Annotated in this window: 13 protein-coding genes; 3 read left to right on the top strand and 10 right to left on the bottom strand. The window is 72.7% G+C overall.

Annotated elements, in window-relative coordinates:
* Window positions 1–3 precede the first annotated feature (3 nt).
* The 3 genes from ASG80_RS15695 to ASG80_RS15685 form a co-directional block, all read right to left on the bottom strand.
* Complete coding sequence (locus tag ASG80_RS15695) at window positions 4–852, bottom strand: energy-coupling factor transporter transmembrane protein EcfT (protein ID WP_082590475.1); 849 nt, start codon at window positions 850–852, stop codon at window positions 4–6.
* Window positions 849–2,564, bottom strand: coding sequence for an ABC transporter ATP-binding protein (locus tag ASG80_RS15690; protein WP_056732371.1), 1,716 nt, complete (start codon window positions 2,562–2,564; stop codon window positions 849–851). The genes ASG80_RS15695 and ASG80_RS15690 overlap by 4 nt, the downstream gene beginning before the upstream one ends.
* Window positions 2,565–2,741: 177 nt before the next feature.
* Complete coding sequence (locus tag ASG80_RS15685; RefSeq protein WP_056732369.1) at window positions 2,742–4,055, bottom strand: glycosyltransferase; 1,314 nt, start codon at window positions 4,053–4,055, stop codon at window positions 2,742–2,744.
* Between the two features lie 278 nt (window positions 4,056–4,333).
* Here ASG80_RS15685 and ASG80_RS23945 point away from each other — a divergent pair, with 278 nt between their 5' ends.
* Window positions 4,334–4,750, top strand: coding sequence for a hypothetical protein (locus ASG80_RS23945; protein WP_056732367.1), 417 nt, complete (start codon window positions 4,334–4,336; stop codon window positions 4,748–4,750).
* A gap of 74 nt (window positions 4,751–4,824) precedes the next feature.
* Here the strand turns inward: ASG80_RS23945 and ASG80_RS15675 are convergent, their stop codons facing one another.
* The 7 genes from ASG80_RS15675 to ASG80_RS15645 form a co-directional block, all read right to left on the bottom strand.
* Window positions 4,825–6,606 (bottom strand): carbohydrate-binding domain-containing protein, encoded by a 1,782-nt coding sequence (locus tag ASG80_RS15675; protein WP_082590472.1) that lies wholly within the window; start codon window positions 6,604–6,606, stop codon window positions 4,825–4,827.
* Between the two features lie 10 nt (window positions 6,607–6,616).
* Complete coding sequence (locus ASG80_RS15670) at window positions 6,617–7,489, bottom strand: polyphosphate polymerase domain-containing protein (protein WP_056732365.1); 873 nt, start codon at window positions 7,487–7,489, stop codon at window positions 6,617–6,619.
* Window positions 7,486–8,133, bottom strand: coding sequence for a DUF4956 domain-containing protein (locus ASG80_RS15665; protein ID WP_056732363.1), 648 nt, complete (start codon window positions 8,131–8,133; stop codon window positions 7,486–7,488). Before ASG80_RS15665 ends, ASG80_RS15670 begins: the two co-directional genes overlap by 4 nt.
* Window positions 8,134–8,527: 394 nt before the next feature.
* On the bottom strand, window positions 8,528–8,902 hold the full coding sequence (locus ASG80_RS15660) for a PepSY domain-containing protein (protein ID WP_056732361.1): 375 nt from the start codon (window positions 8,900–8,902) through the stop codon (window positions 8,528–8,530).
* 78 nt (window positions 8,903–8,980) lie between these two features.
* Window positions 8,981–10,330, bottom strand: coding sequence for an ATP-binding protein (locus ASG80_RS15655; protein WP_056732359.1), 1,350 nt, complete (start codon window positions 10,328–10,330; stop codon window positions 8,981–8,983).
* Window positions 10,323–11,000, bottom strand: a complete 678-nt coding sequence (locus ASG80_RS15650) for a response regulator transcription factor (protein WP_056732356.1) — start codon at window positions 10,998–11,000, stop codon at window positions 10,323–10,325. The genes ASG80_RS15655 and ASG80_RS15650 overlap by 8 nt, the downstream gene beginning before the upstream one ends.
* Window positions 11,001–11,220: 220 nt before the next feature.
* Complete coding sequence (locus tag ASG80_RS15645) at window positions 11,221–12,276, bottom strand: LLM class flavin-dependent oxidoreductase (protein WP_056732354.1); 1,056 nt, start codon at window positions 12,274–12,276, stop codon at window positions 11,221–11,223.
* A gap of 208 nt (window positions 12,277–12,484) precedes the next feature.
* Here ASG80_RS15645 and ASG80_RS15640 point away from each other — a divergent pair, with 208 nt between their 5' ends.
* Both ASG80_RS15640 and ASG80_RS15635 read left to right on the top strand, forming a co-directional pair.
* Complete coding sequence (locus ASG80_RS15640; protein ID WP_235508355.1) at window positions 12,485–14,008, top strand: FAD-binding oxidoreductase; 1,524 nt, start codon at window positions 12,485–12,487, stop codon at window positions 14,006–14,008.
* Window positions 14,009–14,089: 81 nt separating this feature from the next.
* A complete protein-coding gene (locus ASG80_RS15635; RefSeq protein ID WP_056732352.1) occupies window positions 14,090–15,289 on the top strand; it encodes a hypothetical protein in 1,200 nt (399 codons plus the stop codon).
* Window positions 15,290–15,326 lie beyond the last annotated feature (37 nt).

Below are 15,326 nucleotides of genomic sequence, written 5' to 3'. Positions count from 1 at the left end.
CCCTCAGCGCGCGCCTGCGGCGAGCGCCCACGCGAAGATCGCGGCCGAGATGAACCAGAAGCACAGCACGAACACCGTGTCGCGCGGCCGCCAGCGGCTGATCGTGCGCTCGGTGCGCGTGGGATGGGCGCCGAACGCCCGCGCGTCCATGGCGAGCGCGACGCGCTCCGCGTGCCGGATTGCGCTCGCGAGCAACGGGATGGCGTAGCCGATCGTGCGCCGCACTGCGGCGACGGGCCCGCGTCCGCCGTCGGTGCCGCGCACTCGGTGGGCGGCACGGATCACCTCGAGCTCGTGACCGAAGCGAGGCACGAACCGCAGCGCCGCGAGGGCCGTGTAGCCGATGCGGTAGGGCACGCGGAGGTTCTGCACCGCGGCACGCACGAGCTCGGGGCCCGTGGTCGTGAGCCCGGCGATGAGCGAGAGCATGAGGATCGCCGCGATCCGGAGTGCCGTGGCGAGTCCGATCAGGTAGGCGCCGAGCGTGAACCGCCAGTCGCCGATCTCGACGAGGACCACGGATGCCGCGGCGCTCGCGGCATCCACTCGCGAAGGGTCGACCCACACCCCGAGGCTCAGCCCGAGGAGCGCCACGCCGACCGGCGTGGCGATGAGCAGCACCGCGATCGCCCGCCCCGAGAGCCGCGCGCCGATGAGCAGGAGCGCCACCGCCAGGACCGTGAACGCGAGAGGGATCGCGACGCCCCGCGTGACGAGGAGGGCGATCATGACGGGCAGCGGAGCGGCGAGCTTCGCGATCGGGTTCAGGCCGTGCAGGAACCGCGCCGGGGGCGCCGGCGTCTGCTCTGCGTACGGGTTGCGGGCGACCGTCGTGGCCGACGCGGTGCTCATGCGGCGGTCCGGCCGGGGAGTTGCGACATCCGCGTGACGGACTGCCACTCGGGGTGTCGCACGAGGCTGCGGGTGGCGCGCGCGAGCGGCGGATGCCGCAGGCCGGCCGCCTCGATCAGCGGCCCCGCGAGCACCTCCGCGGTGGGCCCGACGCCGAGCAGGCGGCCGTCCTGCATGACCGCGACTCGGCTCGCGTAGTCGGCCACGAGCTGCAGGTCGTGGGTGACGACGAGCACCGTGGTGCCCTCCTCGTTGAGTGCGCGCAGGATGTCGAGCAGCTCAGCGGCGCGGGCGCGATCCTGCCCGAACGTGGGCTCGTCCAGCGCGAGCACGGGCGCGCCCGCGACGAGCGCGGTGCCCACCGAGAGCCGCCGCTTCTGTCCGCCGGAGAGGAGGAACGGATGCCGGTCGGCGTGCTCCGCGAGGTCGAAGCGCCGCAGCATCCGCTCGACCTCGTCGCGTCGCTCGGGCTCCGCCACGCCCTGCAACCGCAGGCCGAGGTCGAGCTCGTCGGCGACCGTGTGCGCGACGAACTGGTGCTCGGGATTCTGGAAGACGAACCCGATCCGCCCGGCGCGGTCGCGGGCATCGGCGCGCGACGGGTCCATGCCGAGCACGTCGACCGTGCCCTGCGGCGCTGGAAGCACCCCCGCGATCGCCTGCAGCAGGGTCGTCTTGCCGGCGCCGTTCGTGCCGATGACGGCGAGGAAGTCGCCGGATGCCACGTCGAGGTCCACCTCGTTCACGACGACCGGCCCGCGGCGGCCGCCGCGGCGCACCGAGCACCCGCGCACGGTGACGGCGGGCGCGGATGCGGCAGGTACGGATGCCGGATCGGGCGCAGGGGCCGGGAGGGTCTCGATCGCCTCGAGCGCGGCGGCGAGCTCGGCGGGCGTCAGCGGGAGCGGGTCGATCGGCACGCCCGCGGCGCGCAGGCGCATCGCGGCGAGCGTCGACACGGGCAGCCACACGCCGAGCTCGAGGAGTTCGCCCGCGCGCCCGCGCAGCACGTCGCGCACGGGCCCGTCGATGACGAGCCGCCCGGCGGCATCGAGCACGAGGACGCGATCGACGATGTCCACCGCGGCGTCGAGGTTGTGCTCGATGAGCACGATGGCATGGTCGCGCTCGTTCGCGAGCTCGCGCAGCACCGCGTACACCTCGTCGATGCCCGCGGGATCGAGGTTCGCCGTGGGCTCGTCGAGCACGAGCACGGGGGAGGCGAGTGCGAGGGCGCAGGCGATCGCAAGCCGCTGCCGACCACCGCCCGAGAGCACGTCGGGGTTGTCGGCGCGCCGGTCCCACAGCCCCACGAGCTTGAGGGCACGTTCGGCGCGCTCGAGCACCTCGGCGGCCGGCACGAGGCGGTTCTCGGGCCCGAACGCGACCTCATCGAGCAGGGTGCCGGTGACGATCTGGGCGTCTGGGTCCTGGAAGACCATGGCCACGTGCTCGCTGAGTTCGGCCACGCTGCGCTCGCGCGTATCGGCGCCCGCGACGTGGACGGTGCCGTCGAGCTCCGCCGCGATCGCGTGCGGCACGAGGCCGTCGAGGGCGAGCGCCAGCGTCGACTTGCCACAGCCCGACGGGCCGAGGACGAGCACGACCTCGCCTGGGCGGATGTCGAGGGAGACGCCGTCGGGTGTGGCGCGCCCACCGCCCTGGTACCGGATGCGCACGGCATCGAGCTCGAGCAGTGGAGCGACGGTCATCAAGCGGATCCCGAGGTCGAGGCCGGCGGGTGTCGGCGGAGTCAGCGCCGACAGCGTCGGCTCACGCCAGCCTAACGAGCATCGACGGGCGGGGCTGAAGGTCGGCCACCCGACGTCCGCGTCGACGAGTTGACCAGGAACGCTGGATACTGAGGCATCCCCCTCCTCCGTCGTCGCTCAGCCGGCGGGCGACTCCAGCCGGAGCGCGGCCGCGAGCGACGCCGCCTCGAGCTCCGCCTCGATCGCGTCGAACGTGTCGTACTCGCGGATGCGGGCGGCGAGCGCACGCGCCCGGTCGCGGTAGCCGCGGTCGGCGAGCACGCGGTCGACGCCCGTGCCGATCGCGTCGGCGGTCGGCGTGCCGCTCTTCAGGTTGACCCCGACGCCTGCCCACTCGGCCCGCATCGACACCTCGGGCTTGTCCTCGGTGTCGCCGGCCGCGACGATCGGCACGCCGTGGCTGAGCGCGTACTGCGTGCCGCCGAAGCCTGCGTTCGTGACGAACACGTCAGTCTTGGGCATGAGCAGGTCGTACGGCAGGAACTCGGCGGCGCGCGCGTTGGCCGGCAGCTCGCCGAGCTCCTCGACCTGGCGTCCGCCGGTGGCCACCACCACGAGCACGTCACGATGAGCGAGGGCATCGAGCGTCGGACGCACGAGTCGGCCGAGGTCCTTGTTGTCGATCGTGCCCTGGGTGACGTGCACGACAGGGCGCTCGCCGTCGAGCTCGGCCCACCACTCGGGCAGGTCGCCGGCCGCCGGGGCGGGCGGCAGCACCGTGCCGACGAAGCGGAGATTCGCCGAGAGGTCGCTGCGCGGGTACTCGAACTCGGAGGGCGAGAGCTGGAGGAACCGGTCGAAGAGGCGCGAGAGGTCGAGCACGAACGCGTCGAGCTCAGGGCGGCCGAGCGAGCGCAAGGTCTCGTTCGCGAGCTTCTGGGTGTCGCGGAACAGCACGCGCTGCACGAGCGCGTTGAGCACGCGGTTGCGCAGGCGGCCGAGCGCGCCCGGAATGGGCTTCAGGCCGAGGCCGTACGGCGCGACATCCTTGCTCGACTGGCTGAGCGGAATGACGCCGGCGGCGAGCACGGCCGGCCGCGACACGGGGTCGTCGAGCAGGAGCGGCAGGATGCCGGCGAAGGCCGAGTCGACGAGGATCGCGTCGGGCGCGAGGTCGGCGACGGCCGCCTCGACGGCTCGGAACTGGTCGGGCACCGGTTTGATGAAGATGGTCTGGATGTCGTACTGAAGCTTGCCGATGCCGCGGTGCCTGTCGCGGTCGGGCAGGTGGTCCTGGATCTCGCGGTCGTCGAAGTCGGCGATGCCGCCGAGGGCGCGGTGATCCGCCCCGGTGGCCACGACGGCGTCGCGGAACCGGGATCCGGTGAGCACGGTGACGTCGTGGCCACGGCCGACGAGGTCGCGGGCGATGGCGATGAGGGGCGCGACATGGCCCTGGATGGGGCTCGCGCAGAGCAGGTGGGTGGACATGCGATTCGAGTTCTTCCGGGTGGGGTCCGGCCGGCGCGGGATGCCGCGAGGCCATGCCGGCCGAAGCCGTGCACCGAGAGCAAGCTAGCGGGCGCGAGGAACCCTCGACAAGCGATCCGCGCCGCGTTCGGTGCTGGCCCGAGCGGGTTTCAGGGCTGGCACCGAGCTGGCACCCGACGAGCGGTCAGGTTGGAAGCCGAGACTCGGGAATGCCCAGATCAGCCCGGATGTTGTATCAATGTCCGGACGTGGAGCCACCACGTCGGAAGGAGGAGAACGTGGGCATCAGTTACGTCGAGTTCGAAGACGAAGCCGGAGTCCTGCGTCGCTACCGCAAGCACGTGAACGGTCGAGGCCTGGTGGCCACGACCGCGAAAGTCGACCCGACTGCGTTCGTCGACCCGACCGCCTACGTCGACCCCGGTGCCGAGGTGCAGCGCGGGGCCCAGATCGGCCCCGGAGGCTGGGTCGACCGCGACGCGATCGTCGCGGAGCGGGCCGTGGTGGGCGTGAACGCGCACGTCGGCCGTCGTGCCGTCATCGGCCGCAACGCCGTGATCGGCCCCTACGCGACCGTCGGCGACGGCGCGCGCGTGCAGAACGGCGCCCGAGTGCCGCGCGAGACGACCATCGCCGAGGGCGACGAGTACCGCGCCTCGACCGAGGACCTGCGCCGGCTCGGCCTCGCCGCCTGAGCGAATCGAACCGAGCGAAGCAGCAGACAGACGGATGCCCCGGGCCGCAGCCCGGGGCATCGCCATGTCTCGCCCTAGCCCATCGGCGGCTGGTCGCCGCCACCGGGACCGCCCTGGCCCCCGCCGCCCATTCCCGAGACCTGCTCGCCGGCCACCGCCGTACCGAGCGTCGTGCCGCCGGCGGAGACCGTGTACGTCTGCCCGTTCACGAGCGCCGAGGTCGACACCGCGAGCGACTCCGCCGACTTCGTGGTGGTGAAGGTCGCGACGACCGTGCCGTCGTCCGCCGTCACCTCGAGCACGGTGCCCGCGGCCACGGACTGCGTGAAGGTGACCAGCACCGAGGCCTGCGCGGCATCCGAGGAGGGTGCCATCGCCATCCCGCTCGACCCGGCGGCGAGGAGCTCGCCGCCCGTGATGTCGAACGTGCTGTCGACGTCGAGCGCGCCGTTCATCTGCTCGACGGGCCCGTTCACCACGGTGGTGCCGCCCGAGATCGACACCGAGCCGTTCACGTCGATGCCGTCGCCGTCGGCGTCGATGGTGGTCTCGCCGCCCGAGATCTCGAGCGTGCTGCCGGCGTTCACGCCGTCGTCGCTCGCCACGACGGTGCTCGTGCCTCCGCTGATGGTGATGGCCGCCGCCTCGAGCCCTTCGTAGGACTCGGTGACGTCGACCGCTCCACCCGAGACGGTGAGCGCCACCTCCGCGTGGATGCCGTCGTCACCGCTCGCGAGCGAGAGCGTGCCGTTCGCGACGTGCGCGGTGTTGTCCGCGTGCACGGCGTCCTCTGCGGCGTCGACGGTGACCGACCCTCCGTCGACCACGACGTAGACCGAGCCGCTGAGGCCCTTCGCCGAGACGTCGTCGGCGACGGATGCCCCGGCGCCGCCGCCGGCCGTCACGTCGAGCGTGCCGCCCCACACCACGACGTCGGTCGCGGCGTCGAGCCCGTCGCCGGCCGCGTCGATCGTGACGTCGCCGCCGGCGATCGCGATGTACCCGCGGTCGGCGTTCTCGTTGTCGTCGGCCTTCAGCCCGTCGCCGCCGGCCGTCACGTCGACCGTGCCGCCCTCGATGACGACTTCGTCCTTGCCCCGGATGCCGTCGTCGACGGCATCGACCGTGATCGTGCCGCCCGAGATGACGAGTCCGTCCTTCGACGCGATGCCGTCGTTGCCGTTGCCGTGCACGGTGAGCGAGCCGTCGCCGCTGATGACCAGGTCCGCGGCGCTGAAGAGCGCGGCGTTGACGTCGGCGCCGTCGGCGTAGGCCGACGTGTCGGAGAGGGTGTTCTCGCTGCCGTCGGCGAGCACGACCTGCACGCGCTCGGCGGCGGTGACGGCGATCGCGGCGGTCGAGTCGCTCGAGATCGAGGCGTCGTCGAGGATGATGCGCACGAGCTCCGTGTCGGCGGTGTCGACGACGACCTGGCCCGCGAGGGTGCCGCTCAGCCGGTACGTGCCGGCCGCGGTGATGGTCACGGTGTCGCCGTCGACGGTCACGCCGTCGGCGCTCTCGCCGTCCGTGCCGGTGGCGGTGGCCGTGTCGCCGTCGAGCGCGATGTCGATGACGGATGCCTCGTCCCACGTGTTGTCGGAGTCCTCGCCGGGCACCGCCTCGTTCTCGGCCATGACCTCGGCGGCCGTCGCGCCGGGTTCGACGGCGTCGGCAGACGCCAGTTCGACGGTCGAGTCGTTGCTCGTGGTGTCGGCGGCCGTCGCCGCGGCCGAGCAGCCCGCGAAGAGGAGGGTGCCGGCGAGCGCGATCGGCGCGAAGCGCGCTGCCGCGAGCCAGGGGCGGCGCGGTCGCGCCGCGGTCGTGTCAGGGGTCTGGTCGGGGTGCTGGGGAGTCATGTCGTTCCTCTCAGGAAGCGTGGGTGAAGGGGATGGTCGGAGTGGTCACCGTCGGGAAGGCCGGAATGATGGGCGCGGCCGTGAAGTGGCGGTGCAGCACGCGTGCCCAGCGATTGGCGGGCAGGCCGGGGCGCATGGCCGCGAGTCCCGTCGCGTACTTCGAGACCCGCGCGGGCCGGTGCCCGGCGGCCCAGAGCGCCCGGTCGACGGCGCCCGCGCTCGAGCCCGACTTCGTCTCGACGATGACCGATCCGGGTGTCGTGAGCGTCGTGGGGAAGCGTCCGCCGTGTCCACGATCCAGCCAGGCGAGGTCGACGTCGATCGTCGCGCGGCTCTCCGCCCGGTCGCCGTCGACGGGCACGAGCAGCGTCGCGCGGCGGTACGAGGTCGTCAGCGTCGGCACGAGGTGCACGCCGCGGAGGTCGGCGATGCCGGCGTCGTCGAGCAGTTCCTCGGCGTAGGTGCGGGCCTCTCCGGTGAGCGCGTCGGTCGAATCCGGGTCCACCGGGATGCGGTCCTTCACGGTGACCGCTCGCCCGCCGCGGGTCTTCACCTCGAGGAAGCTCGCGTCCGTGTCGAGGTACGAACGGGTGCGGATCTTGAAGCGACGGCGGCGGGCGCGCGCGGCGAGCAGGAAGCTCGTGAGCTCGGGGGTGTCGAAGTAGACCGACTCGTAGGTGCTCGCACGGTTCCCGTCGATCTCGAGCACGAGCGTCCCCACGGGCAGTCGCGCGAGCACGGCGGGCAGTGCGGTGATCGGCAGCATGTACTTGCGGTCCACGCGGGTCTGCAGTTCGGCGCGGGCGTTGAGCTCGTCGAGGCCGATCGGGTCGAGGGCGGCGAGCGGGGCGAGGGCGACGGATGCCGCGGCATCCGCCCTCATCGTGCGACCCGCTCGTACTCGGCGACCGGCACGGTGCCCTCGGTTATCGATGCGGGCACGGCGCCCGCCGTGGCGTTCGCGGCTCGCACGCCTCGACCTGGCCGGGGCACCTCGTAGCGCACCCCGACGGTCGTGGTGTCGTCGACGAGGTCGAGCTGCTCGATGCGCGCGGCGTGCACGCGGCCGCCGAGGAGCGCCTCGAGATGCGCCGTGAGCTCACCCTCGTCGGCGATCGCCCGGTCGAGCACGACCGTCTGCTGGCGGTAGCGGCGGAAGAGCGCCGGGTGGTCGCCGATGGCGAGCACCGCGAGCACGAGTGCCATGAGCGCGATCGTGAGCCATCCGAGGGAGGAGCCGAGACCGCCGAGGAGGCCGAGGGCGAGCGCGGCGAAGTAGTAGGCGACCTCGTGCTGCTCGATCTCCCGCGAGCGCAGCCGGATGATCGACAGCACCCCGAAGAGGCCCAGTCCGAGACCCGCGCCGATCGTCGCGGAGCCCAGCACGAGCGCGACGGCGAGCACGCCGACGTTCACCGTGAGGTAGGCGACGACGAGGTCGCGCCTTCGGTGCCTCGGGAAGTACAGCCCGAAGACGAGCAGGGCGACTCCGACGAGGTCGGCGGCGATGAAGGGGATCTGGTCCACGGGTGGAGGCTCCGAATCTGATGGGGTGTGCAACCATCAAGCCGGATGCCGCAAGCCGGGTGCTGTGGGCTTCCCCTGCGCTTCCTATGGGGAACGTGGACGATTCCTGCGAAGGCGCGGCAGCGATCTTCTCGGCCGCGAAAACTTCCAGGGCCTTCCGCGCGCCGGACGACAGCCGTATCCATGGGGATAGGGCCGACTCCATGGCGATCCGCCCGATCGGCGTCCGCCCAGGCGTCGTTCGCCGGGACTCCGGCACTGATGCCAACTCGGCATCAGTGCCGGAGTCTTTACGGGGCGGGACTTCCCCGACGCTGGCGCTGGCCCGACGAGGCAGACGAGAGCGCCGGCGCTCGGACGGTTGGCCGGGCGTCGGCGTCAGCCGTCATGCTCTTCAGTCGTCGCTGCCAGAACCGTCGTCGCCTGCGCCTCCGTCGTCCTCGCCGGTGACGTCGATGACGCCGAAGCTCGCGTCGAGCCTGACCTCGACGGACTCGCCGGTGTCGAGGCGCACCTCGACCTCGTAGGCGCTCTGTCCGTCATCGCCGACCTCAGCCTCGACCACGGTGCCGGGCCCGGCCGCCTCGAGGGCCGCGGCGCTCGCCGCGTCGAGGTCGGAGCCCGTGAGGTGGCCCCCATCGTCGGAGGTCTCGGGCGGCTCGCCACCCGGCGCGAAGCCGTCGGTGGTCGCGAACGCGATGGCGGTGCCGCCGAGGACGAGCGCCGCACCGGCCGCGGCCGAGCTGATCCAGATCGTGCGCTTCTTCATGGTGTCCTCCTCCAAGCTCTCGAGAACAGGATGCGCCTCCGCCGCTGAACCCAGCCTGAAGCGACTCGATCCGATGCGTCAGTCGCCCGAGGGGAGGGTGACGCGCACGCACGCGCCGCCGAGCCCTGCCGCATCCTCGATCCGGGCGGACCCGCCGTGCGCGATTGCGATCTCGCGCACGATCGCGAGCCCGAGGCCGCTTCCGCCGGTGTCGCTGGCGCGTGCGTCGTCGAGCCGCACGAAACGGTCGAACACCCGCTCGCGGTCGGCCACCGGGATGCCGTCGCCGTCGTCGCAGACCGTCAGCGTCGCGGATGCCCCGTCGGCACCATGCCCGGCGGTGAAGGCGATCGCGGCGTGGGCGTGTCGCGCGGCGTTGTCGACGAGGTTCCGCACGAGCTGGCGCAGGAGGGCGAGGTCGCCGCGCACCCGTGCCGCCGCGATGCCGCTCGTGTCGACCGAGAGACGGCCCGAGGCCCTCACCCGCCGGGCCTCCTCGAGGAGCAGGTCGTCGAGGTCCACGTCGGCCAGCTCGAGGCGGAGGGCTCCCTCATCGGCGCGGGCGAGCACGAGCATGCCCTGCACGAGACGCTCGAGCCGGCCGCCCTCGTCGAGGACGACGTCGCCGAGCTCCTCCTTGCTGATGCGCTCGGGGTGGTCGCGGGCGACCTCGGCGTACTGGCGGAGGGCGGCGAGCGGCGACCTCAGCTCGTGCGAGGCATCCGAGATGAACCGCCGCTGCGTCGCCTGCGACACTTCGAGGCGATCGAGCATGCCGTTCATGGTGTGCGCGAGGCGGCCGATCTCATCGTCGGCGTCGGGCTCGTCGAGGCGTTCGGCGAGGGTGGTCGCCGTGACCGCGTCGACCTGGCGGCGCATCTGCTCCACAGGGGAGAGGGCGCGGCCGACGACGAGCCACGTGGTGATCGCGACGAGCACGATGAGGAGCGGCACGGCGACGGCGAGGAGGCCCGCGACGGTCGCGAGCGTCTCGTCGGTCGGCTCGGTGCTGCGGCCGGCGATCACGATGAAGCCGCCGTCGGCGTCGTCCACCGCCGTCACGAAGGCCTCGCCGTCGACGTGGACCGTGCCCGGGTCGTCGTCCTCTTGCGTCGCCATGGGCGATGCCGGCGCGTTCTCGCTCGCCGCGACGACCGCGCCCGAGTCGTCGACGACCTGCACGAAGCGGTCGTCGTCGAGCTCGCCGAGCGAAGCGGGTCCGCCCTCCTCGAGTTGCGACGAGACCACCCCGGCATCCTGTTCCGCCGAGGCGGCGAGGCCGTCCAGGAGCGAGAGCCGGAGCGTCGCCCAGAAGACGATCGCCCCGAGTACGAGCGCAACGGCGACGACGACGGTCGCCCCGAGCGTGATGCGCGTGCGAACGCCCGCACCGCGTCGGCGTGCCCCGCCAGAGCTCGCGTCAGCCACCGTCGGCCGCCAGCCGGTACCCCGCGCCGCGCAGCGTCTGGATGCTCTCCCGCCCGAACGGCCGGTCCACCTTGTTGCGCAGGTGCCCGATGTAGACCTCCACGATGTTGGGGTCGCCGTCGAAGTCGAAGTCCCACACCCCGTCGAGGATCTCGGCCTTGGCCACGACTTCGCCGGCCCGGCGCATGAGGAACTCGAGCACGGCGAACTCCCGTGTTGTGAGCTCGATCGCGGCATCCGCCCGCCGGACCTCGCGCGTGGCGGGGTCGAGGCTGAGGTCGCCTGCCTCGAGGACGGCCGGCCGCGGCGCGGCGCCGCGGCGGATGAGCGCGCGCACCCGCGCGAGCAGCACCGCGAAGGAGAACGGCTTGGTCAGGTAGTCGTCGGCGCCCGTGTCGAGCGCCTCGACCTGGTCCCACTCGCCGTTCTTCGCGGTGAGCATGAGCACCGGCGTCCAGTCGCCTTCCTCGCGCAGCGTGCGGCACACCAGGTAGCCGTTCAGCCCGGGCAGCATGATGTCGAGGAGCACCACCGCGTAGTGGTTCTCGCGTGCGAGCCAGAGCCCGTCGGTGCCGTTCAGCGCCACGTCGACGGCGAATCCCTCCGCCTCGAGGCCGCGCTTCAGGCCCTCGGCGAGACGCGCTCCGTCTTCGACGACCAGCAGGCGCATCGCGGCCTCCCTCCGCTGCGTCCATCATGGCGGATGCCGCTGAAGCACGCCTGAAGCGCGAAGCCCGCGGGTTGAGGAGCGCCGGGGGAGCCGGACGCGTCCCGCGGGTTGAGGAGCGCCCGGATTGAGGAAGCCGCGCCAGCGGCTGTCTCGAAATGCGGACGCGTCTCGAAACCCGATGTACGGGGAGCGGGGTTTCGAGACGCCGCTGCGCGGCTCCTCAACCCGCGTGATGCAGCTCGCCGGCGAGCAGCTCGAGGGTCTGCTCGCGGCCGGGGGCGGCATCCGACGGCTCCGACTCCCGCGCGCCCGCGATCGGCGCGACCATCACCTCGTCGATGCCGTGGCGAGCGGCGAGGCGGCGCAGCTCGGTGGCCGCGCCTGCGGCATCCGCGATGATCCACCGCTTCTCCATGGCGGCGATGACCTCGTCGGCGATCGAGTCTGCGGGAGCCGCGGCCGCCTCCTCCACCGTCTCGAGGGGGCGCATCGGGCGGTTCGTGCGCAGGCGGGCCATCGACCGCAGCTGCGGCAGGGCGCGGGCCCGCGCCTCCTCGACGGTCGGCGCGACCGACGTGTTCACGGTGAGGAAGGTCTCGGGCGCAGGATGCGCCTCGCTGGGCCGGTACTCGGTGCGGTAGAGCTCGAGTGCGCGCTCGAGGCCGTCGCCCGAGAAGTGGTTCGCAAAGACGTACGGGAGTCCGAGCTCCGCGGCGAGCTTCGCGGAGTAGTCGCTCGAGCCGAGGAGCCACAACGTCGGCACCTCAGTGGCGGCGGGCGTGGCGGTGATCGCGTACTCGCGGCCGCTCGTCAGGCGCAGTGAGGCGCCGTCGGGGGAGAGCAGCGAGAGGATGTCGGCGATGTGGTCGGGGAACCGGTCGACATCTGCCGTTGGACCCGATACGCGCAGCAGCTGCGTGATCACGGGGTCGCTGCCCGGCGCGCGGCCGATGCCGAGGTCGATACGCCCTGGCGCGAGCGCCTCGAGCGCGGCGAACTGCTCCGCGACGACGAGCGGCGCATGGTTGGGCAGCATCACGCCGCCCGAGCCGACCCGGATGCGTTGGGTCTGCGCCGCGGTCGCCGCGATCAGCACCGGCGGCGTCGTCGACGCGACGGCCGGCATGTTGTGGTGCTCGGCGAACCAGTAGCGCGTGTACCCGAGTCGGTCGGCGAGCTGCGCGAGGCGCACGGATGCCGCGACCGCCCCCGCACTCGTCTGGCCGCTCCGCACGGGAACGAGGTCGAGCACGGAGAGGCGGAGCGTGTCAGTCATCGATGGGGGAAACGGAGCGGCCCTTCGGCCTATTCCGCGATCGGGGGTTAACCCTGAGGCACTCGGAGGGGACCCCCTGACGCGCCCGCGGGCCGTCCGTCATGAGATGGAGATCGCGTTCGTGCGCGCCGCCGGGATCCCCCGCGGCCGTCCGCCTCCGATGCGAGGGGTCCGGGCCCGCGAGCGAGACACCCGAAAGGAATCATCCGTGAACACCCCTGTGTCCAGCGCCGCCGCCAACGATGACGCTCGAGCCGACCACCCGGGCGCTGCCGCACTCGCACCCGTCACCGACATCACCGAGGCGCGCCCGCATCACGACGACGTCACCACGCTCTCGCTCCGCGAGGCGCTGGCGCTGCTGGACGACCGGATCGCCGGCCGCGTGCACATCCCGGGCGACCCGGGGTGGGACGACGCTCGCGCCGCATGGAACCTCGCCGTCGACCAGCGGCCCGTCGCCGTCGTGGTCGCCGCGAGCGTGAACGACATCGTGCAGACCGTGCGCACCGCGAAGGGACTCGGCCTCGCCGTCGCGCCGCAGGCGACCGGCCACAACGCGGGTCCGCTCGCCGCCGACGGCCTCGCCGACGCGCTGCTGCTGCGCACCTCCGAGCTGCGCGGCGTGCAGGTCGACCCCGACCTGCACATCGCCCGCGTCGAGCCCGGCGCGCTCTGGGCCGACGTCGTCGCGGCGGTCGCGCCGCACGGCCTCGCCGCGCTCGCCGGCACATCGCACGACGTCGGCGTGGTCGGCTACACCCTTGGCGGCGGCATCAGCTGGCTGGCCCGCTCGCACGGCCTCGCTGCGAACCAAGTGCTCGCCGTCGAGCTCGTCACGGCCGACGGCGTGCGCCGCCGGGTGGACGCCGAGCACGACCCCGAGTTGTTCTGGGCGGTGCGCGGCGGAGGCGGCGACTTCGGCGTGGTGACCGCGCTCGAGTTCCGTCTCTTCCCGATCACCGAGGTCGTGGCCGGCACGCTCTTCTTCCCGCTGGAGCGCGCCGAGGAGGTGCTGCAGGCCTGGGCCGCGTGGACCGCGACCGTGCCCGACAGCGTGACCTCGATCGGGCGCCTGCTCCGCTTCCCACCGATGCCCGAGTTGCCGCCGTTCCTCTCCGGCAAGTCGTTCGTCGTCGTCGAGGCGGTGATCCAGGAGACCCCCGAGCGTGCCGACGAGCTGCTCGCCCCGCTGCGGGCGCTCGCGCCCGACATCGTCTCCGTGCACCCGCAGCCGGTCGCCGAGCTGCTGCAGCTCCACATGGACCCGCCCGGCCCGACGCCGGGCAACGGCGACGGCATGCTGCTCGCAGAACTGCCGCCCGCCGCGGTGCGCGCATTCGTCGCCGCGGCGGGCCCGGATGCCGCGACCGCACTGCTCTCGGCCGAGATCCGCCACCTCGGGGGCGGCCTCGCCCCCGAGGCCGCGCGCGCCTCCGCCGCGGAGCGCGGCACGCCCGAGCCGGGCGTCGTGGCCGGCTTCGAGGCGGGCTACCTCGTGTTCGGCGTGGGCATCGCGATGCCGGGCGCAGGCGAGGCGCTTGCGGCATCCCTCGGCCGACTCCTCTCCCGCGTGGAGCCGTGGCGCGCGCCGGTCGACTACCTCAACTTCGCCGAGCACGAGCGGCCCGCCGAGCGGCTGTTCGGCGACCGGGTGCACCGACTGCGCGCCGTGAAGAACGCGGTGGACCCGGCGGGCGTCATCCGCTCGAACCACCCCGTGGGTCGCTGACGGGGGGTGTCGCTCGCGCCCCTGCCTTCATAGGCTGGAGGCGAGCGACACCGCTGTCGCGAGATCCTGTGGGAGGAACGCATGACGGTCCATTACGAGCTGCCCACCACGACGGACTTCTCCGCGCTGGCGGGTCCGCATCATCCGGCCATCACGATCTACGCCTCGACCTCGCCCGTGGTGACCGAGCGCGAACGCGCTGAGGTGGCCGTGAAGAGCGCCTTCGACGAGGCGATCGAGCAGGTCAAGGCATCCGGCGCCTCGAATCACGAGCTCAGCGACCTGCGCCATGAACGCGACGCGATCGTCGGCGACGAGGGGCTCTGGGCGGGCCTCGCCCGCGCGCTCGCGATCTTCGTCGCGCCCGGGTTCAGTGAGGTGTTCGTGCTGCCGAACCGGCTCGACGACGCCGTGCACGTCGGGTCGCACTTCACGCTCGGCCAGTTGCTACGTGCGCCCAGCCAGGATCAGGAGGCCTACGCCGTCGCCATCTCGGCGCACGAGTGGAGCCTGTGGCACGCGACGCCGACCGACCGGGCCGCGAAGCTGGCCGTCGACCAGGCCGGCACCGCGAACCTCGACGAAGCCACACATCGGGAGCCCGGTGAGGACCGTCCTCGCGGCCACAACCGCGGCATTGCGAGCCAGGGCGGCGCGAGTCGGCTCATGGGCGACGAGGGCCGCAAGACGCTGCTCGACCTCTACGCCAAGCGGGTCGCCGATGTGGTGCGGCAGGAGCTGCAAGCCTACGACCCCGAAGAGCGCGTGCCGCTCTTCGTGTTCGCCGCCGAGCCGACGCTGAGCCAGTTCATCGAGCGCGCGCACAACCACCGGCGCATCGTCGCGCTGCCGGGGGCGCCCGATCGGCTCGGTGCTGCCGGGATCGACGAAGCGTTGCGCCTGCAGCTGGCGACGCTCAACATCAACGAGGCCGAGACGGCCTTGCATGTTCTGACCGAGGGCAGCGCCGGGCGCGTCGAGCGCGACCTCGCCGCGATCGGCCGCCTCGCTGCCGACGGCGCGGTCGAGACCCTGTGGTTCGACTTCACCACCTCGGTGAACGGCACGCTCGACCAGGAGTCGGGCGCGATCGAGTTCGCCACGGGCAACGGCGTTGGCGAGAACCTGGACGACGGTACGCACGCGGCCGACCTGCTGCCGCAGCTCGCGCTGCTCGTGATCGCGAAGGGCGGCAAGGTCGTCACGGTGCGCAGCGACGACCTCGACGGCACGGTGTGGTCGGGCCCCGCGATGGCGGAGCTGAGGTACGCGCTGGCGTAGGGCCGCCTGACGCAGCGTCGCCCGGCGGAGGGCCGGC

It is taken from the genome of Agromyces sp. Soil535, from assembly GCF_001428255.1.
In the GTDB taxonomy this organism is placed as follows: domain Bacteria; phylum Actinomycetota; class Actinomycetes; order Actinomycetales; family Microbacteriaceae; genus Agromyces.
This window is presented reverse-complemented; position numbering and strand designations above follow the sequence as displayed.